At 36.3% G+C, this 20,435-nt stretch carries 19 protein-coding genes; 7 read left to right on the top strand and 12 right to left on the bottom strand.

All coding sequences use genetic code 11. The features are described from left to right. Positions 1 to 157: 157 nt before the first annotated feature. From ZPR_RS07540 to ZPR_RS07515, 6 genes are all read left to right on the top strand, one after another. Positions 158 to 751 carry a TetR/AcrR family transcriptional regulator gene (locus ZPR_RS07540; RefSeq protein WP_013071067.1) on the top strand — a complete coding sequence of 198 codons (594 nt, stop codon included), beginning with the start codon at positions 158 to 160 and terminating at the stop codon, positions 749 to 751. Between the two features lie 17 nt (positions 752 to 768). Further along, the gene (locus ZPR_RS07535) at positions 769 to 1,815 is read left to right on the top strand and encodes an efflux RND transporter periplasmic adaptor subunit (RefSeq protein WP_013071066.1); all 1,047 of its coding nucleotides are present in this window, start codon (positions 769 to 771) and stop codon (positions 1,813 to 1,815) included. A 21-nt stretch (positions 1,816 to 1,836) separates the two neighbouring features. Further along, positions 1,837 to 4,938, top strand: a complete 3,102-nt coding sequence (locus ZPR_RS07530; protein ID WP_013071065.1) for an efflux RND transporter permease subunit — start codon at positions 1,837 to 1,839, stop codon at positions 4,936 to 4,938. Positions 4,939 to 4,955: 17 nt separating this feature from the next. Continuing rightward, positions 4,956 to 6,284, top strand: coding sequence for a TolC family protein (locus tag ZPR_RS07525; RefSeq protein WP_013071064.1), 1,329 nt, complete (start codon positions 4,956 to 4,958; stop codon positions 6,282 to 6,284). 427 nt (positions 6,285 to 6,711) lie between these two features. Next, a complete protein-coding gene (locus ZPR_RS07520) occupies positions 6,712 to 7,059 on the top strand; it encodes a hypothetical protein (protein ID WP_041578771.1) in 348 nt (115 codons plus the stop codon). Positions 7,060 to 7,191: 132 nt separating this feature from the next. Beyond that, complete coding sequence (locus ZPR_RS07515) at positions 7,192 to 8,250, top strand: succinylglutamate desuccinylase/aspartoacylase family protein (RefSeq protein ID WP_013071062.1); 1,059 nt, start codon at positions 7,192 to 7,194, stop codon at positions 8,248 to 8,250. Between the two features lie 131 nt (positions 8,251 to 8,381). Here the strand turns inward: ZPR_RS07515 and ZPR_RS07510 are convergent, their stop codons facing one another. From ZPR_RS07510 to ZPR_RS07455, 12 genes are all read right to left on the bottom strand, one after another. Next, a complete protein-coding gene (locus ZPR_RS07510; protein WP_148211684.1) occupies positions 8,382 to 9,461 on the bottom strand; it encodes a transporter family protein in 1,080 nt (359 codons plus the stop codon). Beyond that, positions 9,439 to 10,449 (bottom strand): cytochrome-c peroxidase, encoded by a 1,011-nt coding sequence (locus ZPR_RS07505; RefSeq protein WP_013071060.1) that lies wholly within the window; start codon positions 10,447 to 10,449, stop codon positions 9,439 to 9,441. Before ZPR_RS07505 ends, ZPR_RS07510 begins: the two co-directional genes overlap by 23 nt. A gap of 40 nt (positions 10,450 to 10,489) precedes the next feature. Further along, entirely contained in the window at positions 10,490 to 11,290 is an 801-nt protein-coding gene (locus ZPR_RS07500; RefSeq protein WP_041579803.1) for an MbnP family protein, read from the bottom strand. A 22-nt stretch (positions 11,291 to 11,312) separates the two neighbouring features. Beyond that, the gene (locus ZPR_RS07495; protein ID WP_148211682.1) at positions 11,313 to 12,368 is read right to left on the bottom strand and encodes a cytochrome-c peroxidase; all 1,056 of its coding nucleotides are present in this window, start codon (positions 12,366 to 12,368) and stop codon (positions 11,313 to 11,315) included. A gap of 73 nt (positions 12,369 to 12,441) precedes the next feature. Further along, positions 12,442 to 13,245 (bottom strand): MbnP family protein, encoded by an 804-nt coding sequence (locus ZPR_RS07490; protein ID WP_013071057.1) that lies wholly within the window; start codon positions 13,243 to 13,245, stop codon positions 12,442 to 12,444. A 149-nt stretch (positions 13,246 to 13,394) separates the two neighbouring features. Continuing rightward, on the bottom strand, positions 13,395 to 13,715 hold the full coding sequence (locus ZPR_RS07485) for a hypothetical protein (protein ID WP_041578770.1): 321 nt from the start codon (positions 13,713 to 13,715) through the stop codon (positions 13,395 to 13,397). Between the two features lie 65 nt (positions 13,716 to 13,780). Further along, on the bottom strand, positions 13,781 to 14,230 hold the full coding sequence (locus tag ZPR_RS07480; protein WP_013071055.1) for a peptide chain release factor 1: 450 nt from the start codon (positions 14,228 to 14,230) through the stop codon (positions 13,781 to 13,783). A gap of 100 nt (positions 14,231 to 14,330) precedes the next feature. Beyond that, positions 14,331 to 14,666, bottom strand: coding sequence for a hypothetical protein (locus tag ZPR_RS07475; RefSeq protein WP_013071054.1), 336 nt, complete (start codon positions 14,664 to 14,666; stop codon positions 14,331 to 14,333). Positions 14,667 to 14,834: 168 nt separating this feature from the next. Next, positions 14,835 to 15,389, bottom strand: a complete 555-nt coding sequence (locus ZPR_RS07470) for a hypothetical protein (protein WP_148211681.1) — start codon at positions 15,387 to 15,389, stop codon at positions 14,835 to 14,837. Beyond that, positions 15,382 to 16,635 (bottom strand): ABC transporter permease, encoded by a 1,254-nt coding sequence (locus tag ZPR_RS07465; RefSeq protein ID WP_013071051.1) that lies wholly within the window; start codon positions 16,633 to 16,635, stop codon positions 15,382 to 15,384. The genes ZPR_RS07470 and ZPR_RS07465 overlap by 8 nt, the downstream gene beginning before the upstream one ends. 1 nt (position 16,636) lies before the next feature. Beyond that, positions 16,637 to 17,266, bottom strand: coding sequence for an ABC transporter ATP-binding protein (locus ZPR_RS07460; protein WP_013071050.1), 630 nt, complete (start codon positions 17,264 to 17,266; stop codon positions 16,637 to 16,639). 3 nt (positions 17,267 to 17,269) lie between these two features. Further along, complete coding sequence (locus ZPR_RS07455) at positions 17,270 to 17,632, bottom strand: MerC domain-containing protein (protein WP_041578769.1); 363 nt, start codon at positions 17,630 to 17,632, stop codon at positions 17,270 to 17,272. 171 nt (positions 17,633 to 17,803) lie between these two features. On the opposite strand from ZPR_RS07455, the gene ZPR_RS07450 reads away from it, so the two are divergent. After that, a complete protein-coding gene (locus ZPR_RS07450) occupies positions 17,804 to 20,170 on the top strand; it encodes a TonB-dependent receptor (RefSeq protein ID WP_013071048.1) in 2,367 nt (788 codons plus the stop codon). Positions 20,171 to 20,435 lie beyond the last annotated feature (265 nt).

Genomic DNA, 20,435 nt, shown 5'->3' with positions numbered 1-20,435 from the left:
CGCTATAGAAACCCGATCAGTAAATCAATTCTCGATTCGTGAGTAAAAGTAAGTATTTAATTAATATCTAAAAATTAACAACTTAGAAAGATTCAATTTGGACAAAAGTTGTATTTTTATCCAAAATTAGACACTAACGTTTTTTTTGTCGAAAAAAATGGAATCAAAAGAAGATTTTGTACGAATGCAGATTATAGAAGCTTCTAAAACCGTATTTAAAAAATACGGTTTTAAGAAAGCGACTATGAATCATATTGCTAAAGCATCAGATAAGGGACGCAGTACTTTATATTATTACTTTCAAAATAAAAATGAGGTTTTTGAAGCTTTTGTTAAAGCTGAATACAATAGAAGAATTGAGAAAACCTTTAATAATATATCAAAGGAATTTAGTATCGAAAAAAACCTTTCTAATTATAGAAATATAAAATTGGATCATTTAATAACACTTTCCAATACCTATACCTACATATTAACCGATCTAAAAGAGAACGCTATTTTTTTATATCAACTTTTAGACGGCATTAGAGCTGAAGAAGTTAGTATCATCGAGAAGTGTATTCAATGGGCCGTAGAAAAACAGGAAATTAAGTCGATTTCTAAAAAGGACATTAATTTTTTGGCTTTCTCCCTGGTGACTGTTACCGATAGTCTTGAAAAAGAAATTTTTCTTTACCAGCGCTTCCCTAAAGATATGTTTGATCAATTAGAATGGATTAACCAACTTATGATAAAAGCACTTCAACATTAATTTATTAATATTTCATTATGCTTAACATTCGTCCCGCATTGTTAGTAATTCTTTCTGTTTTGGCCATTAGCTGTGGCGAAGAAAAGAAATCTGTACCCATCAAGCCAATCGTCGTAAAAACCATTGAAATTGGTAACCAAATGGAATATCAAAATAACCAAAATGTTGGTTTTACCGGCAAAATTATAGCCAATAAAACGGTAAACCTTAGTTTTCAGATCGGCGGAACTATAGAAGTTTTAAACGCTGAAATGGGGGATTTTGTCCAAAAAGGAGCCTTGTTAGCAAAGGTTGATGCTACCGCTTATAAAGAAGAATACGAAGCTCGAAAAGCCCAGGCCGATCTTGCCAAAGAAAATTACGAGCGTATCGAGGAAGTATATCAAAAGGGAAGTATTGCCGAGATTAAAATGATCGAAGCGCGATCTAATTACAATCAGGCAAATGCAGCGGCAAATGCAACATTCCAAAATGTAAAACACAGTAAATTATATGCGCCATTTAGCGGATATATTGGCGCTAAAATAATGGAACCCGGAGATTTAGCCAGTCCCGGAAGACCGGTTTTTCAATTACTGGATATAAATAATGTAAAAGCGGCCATCCCAATCCCGGATGGCGAGATTAACCAGTTAAAAAAAGGAGATAGTGCGAAGGTAAAAATCGATGCTTTGGGAGATCGTTTTTTCTTCGGAAAAGTTGCTGAAATTTCTATTCAGTCCAATCAGCAAAATCCCGTTTATATCGCCCAAATTCTTTTGAAGAATCCAGAAAGGTCGATCAAACCCGGAATGTCATGTTCGGCTTTTATTGATTTTAAGGAAAGTGATACTTCTGAAACCTCCGATATTATCCTCCCTGTTAACGTAGTTTCTGTGACTGAAAAAAATCAATATTTTGTTTTTGTTGCTGAAAATGGAAAAGCAAAACGGAAACTGGTTACCACCGGAAAACTCTACAGCAATGGTATTGCTATAACTTCTGGTTTGAGTGCTTCAGACCAAGTCATTACTTCAGGTTATCATAAACTAACCGATAATACACCTATTAAAATTGCCCAATAAATCAAAACATAAGTTTAGATTATGAAAAAGCAAAACAATTCTATTATAGAATGGGCAATGCAGAATAAATCATTTCCGCTTGCTTTAGCCTTACTAATGGTAAGTATCGGACTTTTCGGTTTATTCAATATGCCAAGAAACGAGTTTCCTGATTTTACGATTCGGCAGGGATTGATTATTGGGTATTACCCGGGAGCGAATTCAGAAGAAGTAGAACAGGAACTAACCACCAAAGTAGAAGAATACCTTTTCAGTTTTAATGAGGTTGATAAAACTAAAACCTATTCTTATTCACAAGATGGAAAAATGTACATCTATGTTGAAGTTGCTAATCGTATAGATGAAGATGCCACCCAGCAGTTTTGGAACAAACTAAAAAACGGATTATTAGTTTTCCAGCAACAACAACTGCCTCCCGGCGTACGCGGTGTAATCGTTAATAGTGAATTTGGAAATACCGCAGCCATGATTCTGGCGGTACAATCTTCTTCCCGTCCCTACAAGGATTTACAAAATCATGTAGAAGATATTGAAGATAACCTTCGCCAATTAGAAAATGTTGCAAAAATTAGTCATGATGGTGGCTTAACCGAGCAAATAGCGGTGTATACAGATCAAAATAAGCTAGCCACTTATGGTATTAGTCCGGGAATGCTAATGCAAAGTTTACAACAACAGGGCAATATTAATCCCGGGGGGACCTTAGAGGAAAATGAATTTGACCGGCCCATACATATCGATACATTTCTAAAAGATGAGACCGATGTAGCCAACCAGATTGTTAGAACTACTAATGACGGAAGTATTATTCGAATAAAAGATATTGCGGAAGTAAAACGGGAATACGAAGATCCAGATGCTTTTACCACTACTAATGGCACCAAAGCGATGATTATTACGTTAGAAATGGCTAAGGGCAATAATATTGTTCATTTTGGTAAAGAGATCGAGGAACGTCTTAATACGATAAAAAATAATCTGCCTGAAGATATAAAAATCGTAAAAATAGCCGATCAGCCTGACGTCGTACACAGTGCTATTGGTCATTTTATGAAAGAATTTGGCTATGCCTTAATTGGAGTGATTCTCGTAGCTTTATTCCTTTTACCTTTTAGAGTTGCCTCGGTAGCAGCGGCAACGATTCCAATAACTATTGCCTCTACCCTTGCCGTTATGTATATGTTAGGGATGGAATTAAATACGGTTACCCTGGCGGCGCTTATTATTGTGCTGGGGATCGTAGTAGACGATCCTATCGTAATTATAGACAATCACGTAGAAAAATTAGATGAAGGCGAATCGATCTGGAAAGCAGCCTACCATAGTGCTTTAGAACTTTTCCCTTCGGTATTTACGGCTACTTTGGCGATTTCAGCGACATTTTTACCACTAGTATTCTTTTTGAGTGGAACGGCTAAAGACTTTTTAAGTACCTTTCCTTTTACGATTATGATCGCCTTATTTTTATCCCTTGCGATTTCAGTTTTAATCGTTCCTTTTTTCAATACTATTTTTATAAAAAAAGGACTTCATAACGACAAAAAAGAAAAAGAAAATAAAAAATCGATGTTAGATCGATTACAGTCTTTCTTCAATGCATCGCTAAAAAAAGCTATGAAGCATTACCGGCTCAATATTGCAGTAGGTCTCGCTTCGATAATTTTAGGGATCATTTTATTTTCAACTTTAACGCAGGAACTATTCCCCATTATAGATAGAAATCAATTCGCAATCGAGGTCTATCTCGCCGAGGGTAGTAATCTGGATGAAACCTCAAAATTAGTAAGCGAATTTGAAGAGAAAGTTCTGAAAGAGGATGAACGTGTTCTTAATTACACCAGCTTTATAGGTGAAAGTTCTCCTCGGTTTCACATGGTATATGCTCCCAACTTACCAGCTAAAAACTATGCACAAATACTGGTTACCACAGCTTCTGATGATGCTACGGTAGAAGTCTTAAAAGATTATGATACAAATTATGCTGAAATGTTTCCTAATGCTCATTTTAGGATGAAACAACTTAATATGGTGAACAAACCGGCACCCATTGAAGTTCGTTTATATGGAAATGACATCAGTCAGCTAAGGACTTATGGTGACAGCATCATTAATTTGGCGAGGCAAACACCAAAAACAATATGGTCCCGAACCAATTTTGGTGAAATGGAAAAAACCATAAATATTGATATTAAGAAAGACGAAGCAGCGCAATTGGGATTAAGCAAAGAAGATATTGCAAATACCGTTGCCATGTATATGGAAGGCTTAAATGCAACTAAAATTTATGATGAAGATTATGGCATTCAGGTAAAAATTAAAGCTAAAAACAATAAAAAACAAACAGTTGCAGACCTCAACGAACTTTCCATACTTTCCGCAAAAACCAAAACTATGGTTCCGCTTAGGCAAGTGGCTAATGTAGAACCCGGTTGGGAAGAACAGCAAATTACTCATCGTAATGGGATGCGTTGTTTAACCGTAAGAGTAGATATTGCCACAGGTACCGTGGCCAATGTAATTCTAGAGAAATTAAGACCAAAAATAGATGATCTTAACATTCCTGATTCGATAAGAATAGAATACGGAGGAGAGTTTGAAATGCAACAAGAGAATTTAGTCCCTATGGGAATTTCGTTATCAATAAGTGTCTTGATCATATTCTTAATTCTCATCTGGCATTTTAAATCTGTAAAACATGCTACCTTAAGCTTTATCACCATGCCATTAAGTATTTTAGGTGCTGCCATAGGCTTATTATTAATGCAATATCCTTTTGGATTTACTTCTTTCCTGGGAATTTTAGCATTATGCGGAATTGTAGTAAGAAACGGCATAATTTTAATTGATTTTGCTGATGAACTTAGACTTAATGAAAATTATAGCGTTCGCGATGCGGCAATCGTTGCAGCGCAGCGAAGAATGCGACCTATTTTTTTAACCTCATCGGCAGCAGCGGTGGGTGTGATCCCAATGATTATAAGCAGATCGAGTTTATGGGGACCATTAGGGACCGTAATCGCATTCGGACTCATGATTTCTATGGTACTTACGCTTTATGTATTACCGGCTTTATACTGGATGTTCTTTAGGAATACTGAAGAAAAGAAAACTGAAGATGCTTAAACCTAAAATTGCGAGAAATGAAAACTAATTTTTCAACCTATAAACAGCTTTTATCTTTTATAATCATCGCTGTTACCTACGCTGGCAATGCTCAGGAAATGAAGATATCCCTTAACGAAGCTAAAGACGCAGCCTTAAAATATAGTCACGATATTAAAAATGGCAGTCTACGCATTGAACAGGCCCATGCGCAACGACAGGAAGCTATTGCTTATTATTTCCCTACAATTGAAGCTTTGGGCGGAGCTATTCATGCCTTCGACAATATTATCGACCCCATTGCCATACTAGGAATTCCTGAAATCGATAATTTATACCTGGCATCGGCCACGGCATCTGAAGTTGTTTTTGCCGGTGGCAAAGTAAAAAATTCCAATAAACTTGCTGAAATTCAGGTACAAGTCCATAAAATTAGAGCCCAGCAATCTATAGACTCTGTTATTTTAACTACTGCAAATAAGTACTGGCAACTGGTGCAATTACAGGAACAAAAAAAAGTAATAAATGCGGCAAAACTTTATTTAGATGAACTTTTAAAACAACAGCAGGATTTACTGGATGCCGGATTAATCGCAAAAAATCAATTACTTCAGGTTAGAGTAAACCGTAGTAAGGTGCTATTAAATGAAAGTAAACTTTCTAATTTGCGGAAATTGGCTTTACTAGATCTGGCATTATACACTGGCCTGAATTATGACACCAGCGCCGTGGCGATTGACACCTTGCATGAGGTTATCCCGCCGAAATTAAAATACCAGCATACGACCAATGTTACTGAAAACTCAAACTATCGCTTGTTGGACGAAAAAATTCAGGCTTCAAAACTACAAACGAAAATGGCAAAAGCCGAACTATTACCGCAGTTTTCTGTAGGTATAAATGCAGTAAAGTATGGCACATTCGACACAGGTTTAGACTCAAATATCCAACCCATGGCATTTGGACTTGTACGAATTCCAATTTCAGCATGGTGGGGAGCCGAAAAACAAAAAGTAAAACAACAGGAAATTAAGGAAGAAATTGCCGTAAACCAGTTAAAAAAAGCTCAGGATCAAATCACCATTGGTATCATGAAAAGTTGGTATGACTTGCTTGATGCTTACCATCAAATAGAATATGCCAAGGAAAACCTTGCTTATGCAGAAGAAAATTTAGAAGTGCATCGCGATAATTACAATAGTGGTTTAAACAATCTTTCAGACCTACTTGATGCACAGCGCTTACAGCAAGAAGCAAAAACCGAACTGATTAATGCCTTCGCCAAATATCAAAATAGCGAAACAACTTATCTATTTAGTAACAATAAATTAGAAGCCCCTTCATTAGAAGAATTAAAGGAAGATTAAAAAGTTATTGAAGTATAACACCTCGTTAACTTGATGAGGAGCTTAAAGGCTAATCTATTTTTGTCTTTATAATGGATAATGCTGTAAAAAACTTTTTTTTTGCAGGAGTACGGATATTGATTAATCTTTCTATTTATGAACACAAACTTCTGAAATTGTTTTTTTAATCAATAATTTTTTTAGGCAGCTATACAATGGTATAGTATTGAGTTCTCTAGCAAATATTTGTGAGCACGTAACTAATGGTACGCAATCAAACAGCTAGAGATCATCATTTTATTAAGAATAATGAAAAATCTCTTCTTTTATTCTAATTAGGGATGCCTGTAAAATTTTGCCGCTATAGCATATAAAAACTCAAATCAACAATGCTTAAAAAAGAAACAATTATATTATAAATTCATTTTTATTTCTATTTTTGCCGCGAATGGCGAATAAACTTCACATATCGTATGCATTTACATTTTTTGTGGTATTTGCAATAATTTTCCCTGCGGGACATCAGCTTGGTCATTCTCTGGCGTCCATAGTAACTACCAGTATTGAACATGATAACAGGCTAATAAACAAAAAAGAATCTACGCACATTCAGATTGATAATATCGATTGCCAGGTCTGTAATTTTCATTTTCAAAACGCAGATACGCCATCTTATTTTGATTATGAAATTGATTTACCGCAAATAGCAATACACTATATTATTTCCTTTGAAGATAGTGTTAACCTTTACCCCAGCCCCCTATTTTCTTTAAGAGCACCTCCCGTTTTTTCATAAACGACTTACTTTAACATATGTACTACTATGATATTGGCAAACACCATTTGTCATATTGTAATTGGTATTATCTATAAAAAAGGATCAAGGATCTTTTTATTTCAGCATTACTTAACATTTAGCACCTAAAACATGAACAATTATTTAGCGATGCGCAGCATTGCCATTACCGTCTTATTCTGTATATCTCATATACTCACCGCTCAAAAAAATGATTTTGTATTCAACGATCAAGTATTTAAACCTGGTACCAAAACTCAAATATCAATTCCTGTTCATACTAAAACGGATACTACGATTATTCCAATCACTATTTTCCATGGAAAGAAAAAGGGTTCGGTTTTAGGTATCGTAGCCGGCGTTCATGGTCTGGAATATGCACCAATTCTGGCAGCCCAGGAATTTTCTAAAGAAATAGATCCAAACCAACTGGAAGGAACTATTATTCTTGTACATATGGCCAACGTTCCCGCTTTCTTAAAACGCTCACTACGAGTAAATCCCATGGATGATAAAAACTTAAACCGTGTTTTCCCTGGAAGTGAAAGTGGCAGTATTACTGAAAGGATTGCGTGGACTTTTACAAGTAAAATTATTCCCAAATGTGATTATTATATAGATGTACATGCCGGCGATGCCAATAATGATTTGCGCCCTTACGCCGGATATTACAATTACTTTGACCAACCAGATATTTCAGAAAAAGCCAAAGAAATAGCGATTGCGATGGGTTTTCCATTCGTTATACAATTTGGTAATGAACAATCAGTAAAAGATAAATCTGTCTATACTTCACGGGAAGCTTTTATGCAGGGAATACCGGCTATTGATATTGAATGCGGCAGAATGGGTATTGTCGAAGAAAAATTTGTTCAGCGAATAAAAATAGCGCTAAAGAATGTTCTTTTTCATTTAGATTTTCTAAAAGGCACTCCCCAACAGACGTTGAATGATCCTTATATAGTAGCACAAAGAACCACTGTAGAAAGTGAGCATACCGGTTTCTTTTACAGTGATTTCACAAGCGGGGACTATGTAAAAAAAGACCTTAAACTGGGCTATATCACCGATTTATTTGGAAATCATATTAGTGATGTTTTTTCTCCTGTAGACGGAATTATTCTTTATAAAATATTCAATCCTCCGGTAGAAAAAGGGACTGGCTTATTCAACATAGGTCATATCAACTAATTCGCCAAAACCTGAGCTTATATAATCAATAAGAAGATTCCAATAAAAAACTGCCTTTAAAAGGGCAGTTTTTTATTGGAATTCTGTTTACATTAATCATAATCCTAAAGAGGATAAACCCATATTTTCTATTACAACACAAAATTCAAATGAATACCTAACCTCATCTTAGCTTCCACAGCACCTCCATTTAAATCTTGTGATACTGGGAGCATCAGGTTTACACCTCCAGAAATCTTTCCGTAAGTAGACTCTACTCCTATTCGGCTAAACAAAACACTTCCTTTCGTATCCTTAACAGCCAAACCATAACTTTCGTTCTCTCCAAAAATTTCTCCTGAAAGCCCTAAAACCGGACTAAAAGAAACTGGGGTAAAAGTTTTTGCATTCATGGTATTAAATGTTCTAAATAAATTTAACCCATAATTAAATTGATTTCCAAAATGATATTCTTGTTCATTCTCGGTTTTAATGGTGTAATTGGCCAAAAGACCTACTCCCCAGTTTTGATGACTTACCGAATAATTTGAAGCTAATAACACATCCCAGCTTCCCGTTCCTACCTGAAAACTTGGGTTTACACTGCCCTCATTATTGGCACGATCGTATTCTCCTGTAGGAAGCTTCAAACCTACTCCCACTTCCAGGTTATGTTTAAACTTGCTTTGCTGCTCTGGTAAAAATCCATCGAGTTTTGGTGAAATTAACTGGTAAAATCCAAGAATACTAATATCGCCTAAACCGTTAATGCGTTGGGAAGTACCATCTATAAATTGCCGATTATGAAAATGGTATGGCACAATAACATTCAGTTTAATTTTTTGACTTATCGGAATCCTTGCCCAGGCCTGCATCGTATTAAAATTCTCATCAATCCAGGGAGAGTTATTATAAATCCCATCACGTGATTGATATTGCTGTGTAATATAACGCAGTCCTATAAAATCGCCATTACCAATAGTACCATAGCCCATACTACCGCCGCTACTTCCACACCCACAAACATCGCAATCCTCAAATTCTTCAAATTCGGACAGTCCGATATTCGCTGTATGGTTTTCATTTACATTGGAACCTTCAGTAGTGGGTTTAAAATTAAAATTCGAAAAAACACTGGTAGAATCTGTTAAGCTTTCGGCATGTAAAAAAATACTGCCAAAAACACCCAATATCATTACCATTATATATCTAATATTCTGCAAATCGTTCATCGTTTATAAAAGTTTCATCGGTTAGGGTGTTTAAAAAAGCAATTAAAGCCTGCTTTTCTGCCTCGCTTAAATCGATCCCTAACCTGTTATTTTGTTTTAAAATAGGATCTAAGGTTTCTGAATCCTGTACACCATTAGCATAAAAATTAAGTACTTCTTTTAGGCTATTAAAACGCCCATCATGCATATAAGGAGCGGTAATCGCCACATTTCTTAATGTTGGGGTTTTATATTTTCCAATATCTTCAGGATCCCGTGTAACCCTGTAGCGTCCAAGATAAAGTTCGTCTTCACTAAAGTCATTAAATGTTGCATCCAACCCATTATTATGATAATCATGATCTGTAAATAAATCAGGTACATGGCATTGCGCACACTTTTCTTCAAAGAGCATATAACCTTCCCACGCTAAAGAAGAAAAACTACCTCCAGGCTCTTCCCTTACCATGTGATCATATGTACTTTCCGAAGAAATCAGACTCCGCTGAAATTGCGCCAGTGCCATCATCACCCGGTTCACCTGAATTTCTCCACCAAAAGCTTGCTGAAATAAATCGGTGTATGTCGCATCTTCGGATAACTCTTTTTCTAATTCTTCTAAATCCTGATACATTTCATCTTCATGGCCCAAAGGAGCAAAGGCCTGAGATTCCAGATTTGTTGATCCCCCGTCCCAAAACAAACCATTGTCTGCCCAGGCTAAATTCATAATTGCCGGGATATGTCTTAAAAGCGGTTTTCCGGAAATACCTTTGGTACTTAACGTACTTCCATCGGTAAACGCTAATGACGGGATATGACAGCTGGCACAAGAAATCTCATTGCTTCCTGATAAACGCTTATCAAAAAATAAGCGTTCGCCCAAAGCGATGCCTGCCGCTGTCATTGGGTTATCTACCTGTGCCGGTAATGCGGGAAAATTTACAGGAACCTGAACTTCGAATTCAGGTTCCTGTGGTATATATAGTTCTTCCTGGGTACAATTCATCAGTAGACAACAATTAAGCATTAAGAGTATAAATCTATTGTTAGTCTTCATTGGCTACCGGTGCCACAGTAAATGATTTGTAAGCAAAATTATTTGCCATAAGCTCCATAGCTTCAGGTGTAGATGCACCTACGACAGGAGTGGTTCTCACATCAATTCCTTCGATGATTGATGCCAGATCGACATGAAGAAGTATTTCCTGAGCTGCTGTATTGCTAACTTCAACAGCATTTTCTAAAGCTACGTTTACCGTATGGTAATTGTCATTCAATCCGGTTTCTAATACCAAGGTCGTATCATCATCCAAAAGGCTTCCTTTTATTGAAGTAAATATATAACTGGTATGCCACATCCAGGAAATGTTGGTCATCCCGTTAAGCTGAGAGAGCTCTCCGGCCTGCAAGCTTAAGTTATCGTTATAACGTTGGTCTATCCCTATACCAAATTCAATACCGATATATTCCCCTCCGGGAACCGCACTTAAGTTTATGGTTTCCCTTTTATTTGGCGGATATTCATAAGCACCGTCCTGAATACTTAAAGCACCGGTTTCTTCTATGAGAAAATAAGAGTTTGGAATTTCCACATGATCTCCGGCCTTGTTGATTAATACAATATTGCTAACCCAATAACGAAACTGTGTAAAGCTTACACGTTCACCAGCTATGGAATATTCAGTATCTAATTGAAAATCTTCATTCCCTACCATTGTATCCAAAGTTAAATCTAGACTTCCCGGCGTTACAGAGGCATCTATACTTTCTATGGTATCATCATCGCTACAAGCCATGAATAATGTTAAAGCGCTACATAAAATTGTTGCTTTTAATATTGCTTTCATATGTCTATTTTTTTGTGCAGATTTAATATTCTGCAAATCGTTCATCGTTTAAAAAAGTTTCATCGGTTAGGGTGTTTAAAAAGGCTATTAAAGCCTGCTTTTCTTCCTCGCTTAAATCGATACCTAACCTGTTATTTTGTTTTAAAATAGGATCTAAGGTTTCTGAATCCTGTACACCAGTATCGTAAAAATTAAGTACCGATGCTAAACTACCAAAACGCCCATCATGCATATAAGGAGCGGTAATCGCCACATTTCTTAAACTGGGTACTTTAAATTTATAATTATCGGCTGTGCTGCCGGTTACTTCGGCCCGACCAATATCATTAATACCGGGATAAGGCGGCAATCCGTTATTTCTAAAAGCATCATCGGTAAATAAATCACTGGTATGACAGGAAGCACATTTTTGCTGAAATAATTCATAACCATATTCTTCAGTTTCAGTAAATTCACCACCTTCTTCTCCCCTTACATATTTATCATAGGTTGAGTTTGAAGAGACCATCATCACCATAAACTGTGATAAAGCTTTAAAGAAATATTCGTTGTTTACCTCACCCTCATCAAAAGCTTCTGTAAATAATTTTTGATATTCGTCATCCTCGCGCAATTTGGAAACCACGTTGGATACGGTTTCTCCCATTTCTACTTCATTGGTTATGGGGATAATAGGAAATAAATCCAGGTGCGAAGTTGCACCATCCCAGGCAAACTCTTTTTGGAATGCCATATTTTGAACTGCCGGTGCATTACGTGTACCTTCTAAATCATCGATTCCATGACTAAACTGATGCCCGTGATGCGTAAACGCAAAGCGCTGCTCGTGACAAAATCCGCAAGAGATAAATCCGTTTGAAGATAGACGGCCATCATAGAACAGTTTTTTACCCAACTCAAATCCTTTTTCGGTTGGTGGATTGGCACTAAGATCATACTGAATCTGTGGGAAATTTGAAGGTATATTGACATCCAGTTCCCTATTGATCGAGATATATTCGGCTTCATCATCACTACAGGAATAGAGGCCTAAAATCAACAGAATCAGCATAAGGATTTTCTTATGATCATTTATCATTTCTGAAAATTTTTACGGTAAACTGAAGCACCTTGAAAAAAAAGATGCTCCATCTACCAATATTAATCCTTAATTAATGCTGAATATTTTCACCATTATGTACATGATCTACGCGAAACATTCCGTTTATGTTTTCTGAAATTTGCGGACTTTTTACCTCATCGATCATTACTACTGCTGCTTCAGAAAGTTTGATTTTATGCTGCCCATCCAGTACCTTGTTGGCATCGACGGCCATATGCACAACCGGACTCAAATTTTCGCTTACCAGAGCATCGCTTGGCATTTGCAGTGTTACTTCCCGGTAATTATCCAGGCTACTGCCGTGACTTCCCATATGGATTTGGAAAATGGTAGGCTCAGTTACGGTTTCTGATGTAAAAGTTCCTTCAAAATTTAGGAATTTATACCCGGCCTGCCAGGACCACATCATTTCATTTTCTTCAGCTACCTGAAGAAAATCTCCCTGTCCTTCAGCGCCCTGCTGATATTTTTCCTGGTCTACCCCTACGCCAAACTTAAGGGCCACATATTCTCCTGCCGGGATATCTTTTAAAACCACCTCGGTAAGTTCATTTTCTTCACTCACCACAAAATAACTATCATCCTTAGGATACGTAAATTCATTTCCCTCAGCATCGATCAGTACAAAATTACTTACGATATAATTAAAGCGGTTAATCTTTAAAGTCTCTCCGTTAGCATTGGTATAACCGGTAGCTCCCAGAAGTAAGGCATCTCCGTTTACGCCAGCGTCAAACTCAATACGCACATCATTTTCCCCACCCAGGTTACTCACCGCATCATCATCTGAAGAGCATGCCGTTAGAGAAACGACAACAACTAATACGAAGATTTTTATATAATTAACATTCATTTTGTTTAAAATTTGGATTGCTTTTTATTACATTTTTTAAATACTACGCTGCTATGTTTTTATTCCCGAAGAATTGATCTCCGTTAAAATTTGGACATAGCTATGGCTATCAGTCTAAAAGCCGATCTTAGCCTGTCTTTAAATAAATTTTAAGCAATAGGAGGTTTTACCATTCTCGTATAAAAGAGAAAAGTATAATTCGCCAAATAAGAAAACTCGTGTTTATCGCTATTTTCGAGAATCAAAGCTTGTCCATCAAAGTTTAGCTGATCAAGTTCGAAATATAACAAAGGCAGCTCGTATCTATTGGCTAATATTCCACGTTTTTCTTCGTGTTCTTTATCAGCCTGCTTAGCCAGAGACCGCATTAGATAACATTTACCATTACAGGCAAGATCTGGACGGTCTTTATTAATACACAATTCGGTCACTATATAATCATAATTGAAAACATAGTCGAAAATGGGCATTATAGGTTTAAGCAGGATAAAAAAGGCTACGAAAAAGCCTAAATATCGCATATACCTAATAAGATTTATTTAGTAAGTGCGCGTGCGTTTTCTATACTGGAATTTACGGCTTGCTGCATTGCTTTTACATCGCTAAGTTCTTCTTCTAAAGCATCGATTTGTTCTTGAAGCTCTTCGTTGTTCATTTTTTGAACCTTGGCTTTATTTTTCACAAATTCGTCGCTAAAGCTATGCATCCAATCCATCATTAACTTATCAGCTTCCTGTAGTTTTTGCTCGGCTTTTAGGTATTTCTCCGCCGTGCTACTAGTATCTGCCATTGTTTTTAATTCCTTTGATAATTCTGAAATATCACCCATTTTAGGCATTACTTCATCATGAATATCCAGCACTTGATGAAATAAGTCCTCATATTTTTCTTTTTTTGCTGAAGTATCTTCGGCGCAGGAAATAGCCATTAAAGCTAAACTGAATACTAAGGCTAATCTATAGATTAGTTTTATTGAAATGTTCATCTAAATCTTTTAAGTTTTAAAATATATGATTAGTCACCACTCTTTTTAATTTTTGAGCAGACTAAAATTGATCCTTAAAATCTCGAAAATCGAGTACCATTTAAATGATTGGAGGATGGAAAAAATCCTGAAGCGAATAGAACTGATAAAATTGAGGTTTCGCACTGAAGTTATGAGCGATCACTTCGGTATCCATACTGGTATTTAGTACCAGCTGTTTTTCAGCATAAAATAAAGGAATTTCTACTTTTTTTGCTAAAGTTTCCTTTTTTTGTTGTGACTCTTGTTCTGAAGCCTCGGCTAACGCCTGCATCAAATAACACTTCCCATTACAGGCCAATTCAGGGCGATCTTTATTTTCACAAAGTTCTTTGCTGATGTAATCGTAATTCAGGACATATTCCACCACCGGAAATGCGGGCTGAAAAACAATCAAAAAGGCGAATATGGGAAACAAAAATTTCACGCTGCAAATATATAAAATCCTACATGCTTTTTTGGAAAATGTAAGAAATTTGATCAAAATTAATATCTTAAAAAAAACAGCTTCCAAAACAGACTCCTGATTCTTTTTTGTAATTCATACCTGTTTCATAGAACTTATTTATTTTTTCAATATTTTGGCATCTTTAATATGATAGATCCAATCTTCGGGATTCGTATCATTATATGAAAATATCCCCACCAGGCTTATATATTGATCTGTTTTTAAACTAGGGGTATCATTTTTAAACTGAATTCCCATAACAGATTCCGGTCCCGCCATTCCGCAGAAAAAGCAGGCCGACATCACATTACTGCTTAAAGCGTATGAATTTTCATCCATGGGAACGACATATCCTGAAATTTCTATATAATGATTTTTTAAATTTTTTAATTGAAAATTGATGATAGGGTTTAAAACACCACCGGGATAGTCCTCTGTTTTCTCTTCCACATAATCGATATTAGCCAATAATTGCCAGCCCAGCTTTACAGTATCTTTGGATATCTTAGGTGATCTTTTTTCTGTTTCAGAAATATCATCAATTGCTCTTGAAGTATCCACTATGGCTTTATATCCAACTGTATTCGCCTTATTTGGAGTAAAACATATATATTCTACTATAAATAAAACACTTACGATCAATACTAACAGTGCCCATTTCGTTTTACTCATAGGACAAAATTTTAGGAATATTAAGTTTATATGCTTTTACTGCTGGAATTAAAGCTGCTAATACCCCCAAAATAAGGCAAGCACTCAACAAGTAAACCTCTTTAGCTAAAACCACTGACATCGGGTCTATACTTAAATGAAACTCATTATCGGTATAATGACCAAAAAACAGGATTACGAATCGTGCTAACAAGCTTCCTATTATATAACCTGACAGACATAAAAACAGACTTTCCTGCACCACCAACCAAAACAACTGAAATTTATTACCGCCACTCACCCGCATCAACGCAAACTCTTTTTTACGGTTATTTAAACGAGTATATAATGAGATAAAAATGCTTAAAGCGGCAAGAATCATGATCCCATACGCCAGATAACTAAGCATGGCTATTCCAAGACCCATTAATGAAAATAGTCGGTTTATTTCTATAGCAGGGGAAGCCACTTGCATATTAGTAGCATTAGCGACCAATCTTGGCCAGGTAACCAATCCCATTTTATTTTTTAATTTTAGAAGTACCGCTGTGATCTGTTTATCTTCCTCTTCTTCGTGAGCCTTATGTTCACTATGCTGTTCTTCTATTGTATCCTCTTCAATCTGCTTATGATCGTGCCCATTATGATCCGCATCGTGATGGTGCATCTCCCAAACACTATCGATATTACATAAAATCAGGTAATCCAACACCTTCCCTGTAGGATTAGCTATCCCCACAATGGTATAAGGATGTTCATCGTGAACATGACCTTCGGCATTTTGTCCGTGAGCACCATAAAATTGATCTCCAATCCTCAGGTTCAATTGCTCTGCCAGGTTCTTCCCTATTACGACTTCAAAATTGGCATTAAAAAAGCGTCCGCTTTCTAAATCATTTCCATAAAGCTTCATATAGTCTTTGGTAGTACCTACAATTCTGTTTCCCTGATAGTTATCGCCGTAAGCTAAGGGAACAGCATGTTGGACAAAAGGATGCTCCATCCATTGCTGAGCTTCTTTATAAGCAATATTCCCGGTAGGTGCATCAATTTGATAAACTGCAGATAAAATAAGTTGTAAAGGACTTCCTTTAGCACCAAGCACTAAATCGATATTATTTAAATTCGCAGTATAGTTATTTTCAAATTTTTCCTGAACGATAATAAGTAATGATATCATCGCTACAGAAAATGAAAGCAACATCATACTTAATACTGTGCTTAGTGGGTTATGCCAAATATTTTTCCAGGCTAGTTTACTGATCATATTATAATTTAATTTGGCTACTAAAAAATTGTTTCAAGCGCTGGTCGTGGGTGACCACCACCAGAGAAGTATTAAAGCTTAATGTACAATCCAACAATAGCTTTGCAACCTTATCTGTATTTATATCATCTAAACTGGCCGTGGGTTCATCGGCTAGTAGAAGTGCAGGTTGATGTACTAAAGCCCTTGCGATACTAACGCGTTGGCGTTGACCGGTACTAAGTTTTTCGGGAGATTTATGTGCGACATCGTCTATTCCCAAAGAGGATAAAAAATACATAATTTCATCTTTTCGTATTTTCTTCTTATTCGCTAACCAACCGGACAATTGAACATTTTCAAAAACACTTAAACTCTGAATAAATGACGTATTTTGAAAAACAATCCCCATTTGCGTTCCGCGCAAATGATCACGTTCATTTTCCGATAATGACGGAATAGAGATATTGTTAAAAGTTATGTCCCCGTGTGATGGTTTCAGTAAACCACTTAATAAGTATAACAATGTAGATTTTCCTTTACCCGACGCACCAGTTATTAATAAAGATCCTCCCGACTTAAGATTTATATCCGGGAAATACTGTTCCTCTTGCTTTGGATATTTGAACGATACATTTTTGGTTATCAACATGATCTATCTTTTGACAATTTTAAAAGCATTCATTTTATGATGAAATGCATTGATTAAATGACCAATGATCAAACCTAAAGATCCCAAATGTATAAGTCGACTATGATAGTTTCGAAAAAATGACAGCAAGGCACTTACCAGAATGATCGATATAGATAACCATAACACAAACTCTAAGCTTTTTGAATCTAGAGTTTTGGAAATCTGTAAGACGATTACAAAACCGATAATCGCAAAGGCAAGATCTATCCAGTGATTATGCTGCCATTGGATAGGAATTATGGTAAGAATTGGCAACGCTAAACAATGTATGGAACATAAAGTAGCTGCCGAGACCCCAAAATAATCGAACATAGACTTTTTCATCACTCTGATTTTTTTCTGACAAAACTAGCATATTTTATTAAAGCAACAAAGTTGCATTAATAAAATATTTAACTACATTTGAAATATAATATCATCTTATTTTATATAAGTTAAATTATTTTTTAGATTTGTCTAAAATTTAAATTTATAAACACTAAAAATAATACATTAATGAAACTACTTCAACTCTTACTTCTTATCTTCCCCCTTGTGCTTTCCTCCCAATCCAAAGTTGAAATAAATGGTAAGATTTTGAGTGAGGAAGGGCATGCCGTCCCCTTTGCAAATATTTCTATCATTGGGGAACAAACAGGGGCGTCTGCAGATCGTGATGGTTTATTTCAGTTTTCATTATCAGCAGGAGCGCATACCTTAAAAATTCAAGCCATCGGTTATAAGACAAAAACTTTACAAATTGACTCCCGCAATCAAGAAGAGCGCTCGCTGCAAATTAGCCTTGCAGAGGATCAATTAGGTTTAGATCAGGTAGTTATTAGTGCTACCAGAAACCGTGTAAATCTGAAAAAGGCTCCCGTTGTTGTAAATGTACTTAGCCCTAAACTTTTTAACGCCACTCAATCTATATCTGTTGCGGAGAGTTTAAATTTCCAACCCGGAGTGCGTGTAGAAACCAATTGCCAAAATTGTGGATTCACCCAGGTTCGTCTCAATGGACTGGATGGCAGTTATACTCAGGTGCTCATGAATAGCAGGGCCGTGTTTTCAGCTCTTAATAGTGTTTATGGACTCGAACAAATCCCTACTTCAATTTTAGATCGTATCGAAGTGGTTCGAAGTGGTGGTTCTGCTTTATATGGCTCTAATGCCATTGCCGGAACAATAAATATTATTACCAAAGATCCCGTTCTAAATTCATGGCAGATTGGTTCTAATCTTGGTTTTATTGATGGAAAAACACCAGACCGTAGTTTAAATCTAAATGCATCTGTAGTGAGTGAAGATTTAAATAGCGGGATAACGGTTTTTGGGATGAAAAGAGATCGTGACAGTTACGACGCTAATGGTGATGGATTTACAGAACTTACAAAACTCACCAATACCAGCCTGGGTGCCAAAGCATTTTTAAAGCCTAATGAAAAAAGTAAAATAACTTTAGATTTAACAGCTTTAGAGGAATATCGTCGTGGTGGCGACCGGCTAAAATTAGCTCCACATCTTACTGATATTACAGAAGAACTGGATCACAATACTGTAATTGGTGGAATCACCTACGATATACGCAATGAAGACCAAAGCAATCAATTTTCGGTTTATTCCTCTGGGCAGCATACCGATCGTAAAAGCTTTTATGGAGGTCTTGGAGGAGGTCGTACTCGTCAGGATTCTATTAGCGCCGCAAACGCTTATGGAAATACAAATGATGTCGCTTTATTAGTAGGTGGACAATTTACCCGTAATTTTAAAAGCAATCATGATATTTTAACGGTGGGAACCGAATATAATCTAAGTAATACCGAAGATGATATCCCGGGGTATAATAGATATATTGATCAACAAGTAAATGCAGTTGGTGCTTTTGCCCAGTACGAATGGAAACCTTCTGAAACCTTTACCGCATTAATTGGTGGACGTATAGATCATGTAAACGTCGACGGTAGCTATACCATCCAGGACATTAATCGAAAGGTTGCAATTGATCAAACGGTGATTAGTCCTCGTTTAACGCTAAGATATCAACCAGCTGAAGCATGGCAGTTTAGAGGAGGATATGCCCGTGGATTTAGAGCTCCGCAGGCATTTAATGAAGATTTGCACGTATCCTCAGTTGGTGGTGAACCCCAATTTGTAATTCTATCCAATGATTTGGAAACAGAATATTCTAATGCCTATACAGCGTCTGTAAACTATTCGAAAAATTTCAATAAACTGCAAACAAATTTCTTACTGGAAGGTTTTTACACCGATTTACAAAACCCTTTTACTACAGTGAGTACAGGCGCCAGTTTATCCAATGGTTCTATTCTGGAAGAAGTAAGAAATGGTAGCGGAGCCTACGTTAGCGGTGCTAATATCGAAATAGGTGTTTCGCCATCTTCGAAATTAAGTTTTCAACTGGGAGGAACTATCCAAAATTCAAAATATAAAGAAGATCAGATTTTATTTGAAGCCGATGGGAGCATTCCCGGGGAAACTGATATTATTATTTCTGAATTTGTTAGAAACCCCAATCTTTATGGTTACTTAAACAGTAATATATCAATTTTCGAAGAAACAAGTATAGATATCACCGGAACATACACCGGATCAATGACCGTTCCTTTGGTGATAAGTGATTCTGGGTTTTTACAACTCAATGAAAGTGATCCCTTTTATGACATCAATCTAAAATTAAGTCAGCATATTGATATTACAGATAATTTCCAAATGAATCTATATGCTGGGATACAGAATATTTTTAATGCCTATCAAGATGATTTTGATACCGGTGCAACGAGAGATTCAGATTATATCTATGGGCCCGCACAACCCCGAACTTTTTTCTTTGGAATCAGGTTTGGCAACCTACATAATCTTTAACCTGAAATAAAGCTTCAGCATATAATTAGCTTCCTGATACCGCATGAAAAAACTTTATATGTTACTAATCAAACTAGTTGAACGTATTTCAAAAATGATAAACAAAGAATTAAAAAACCTAAAAGTGATCCAATATTTAAATAAGGGTTCTACCCAATACTCACTATTTTCAACCTTAAAGTTGATAAGTTTTAGGCTTACTAATGTCGAAATAGCCAATTCTGAACCCGGCCAGGATGTACACTTAAAAACTAATTAGTCTCAT

The organism is Zunongwangia profunda SM-A87, assembly GCF_000023465.1.
In the GTDB taxonomy this organism is placed as follows: Bacteria; Bacteroidota; Bacteroidia; order Flavobacteriales; family Flavobacteriaceae; genus Zunongwangia; species Zunongwangia profunda.
Note: the sequence above shows the minus strand (reverse complement) of the source record. Positions and strands in the feature narration are given on the sequence as shown.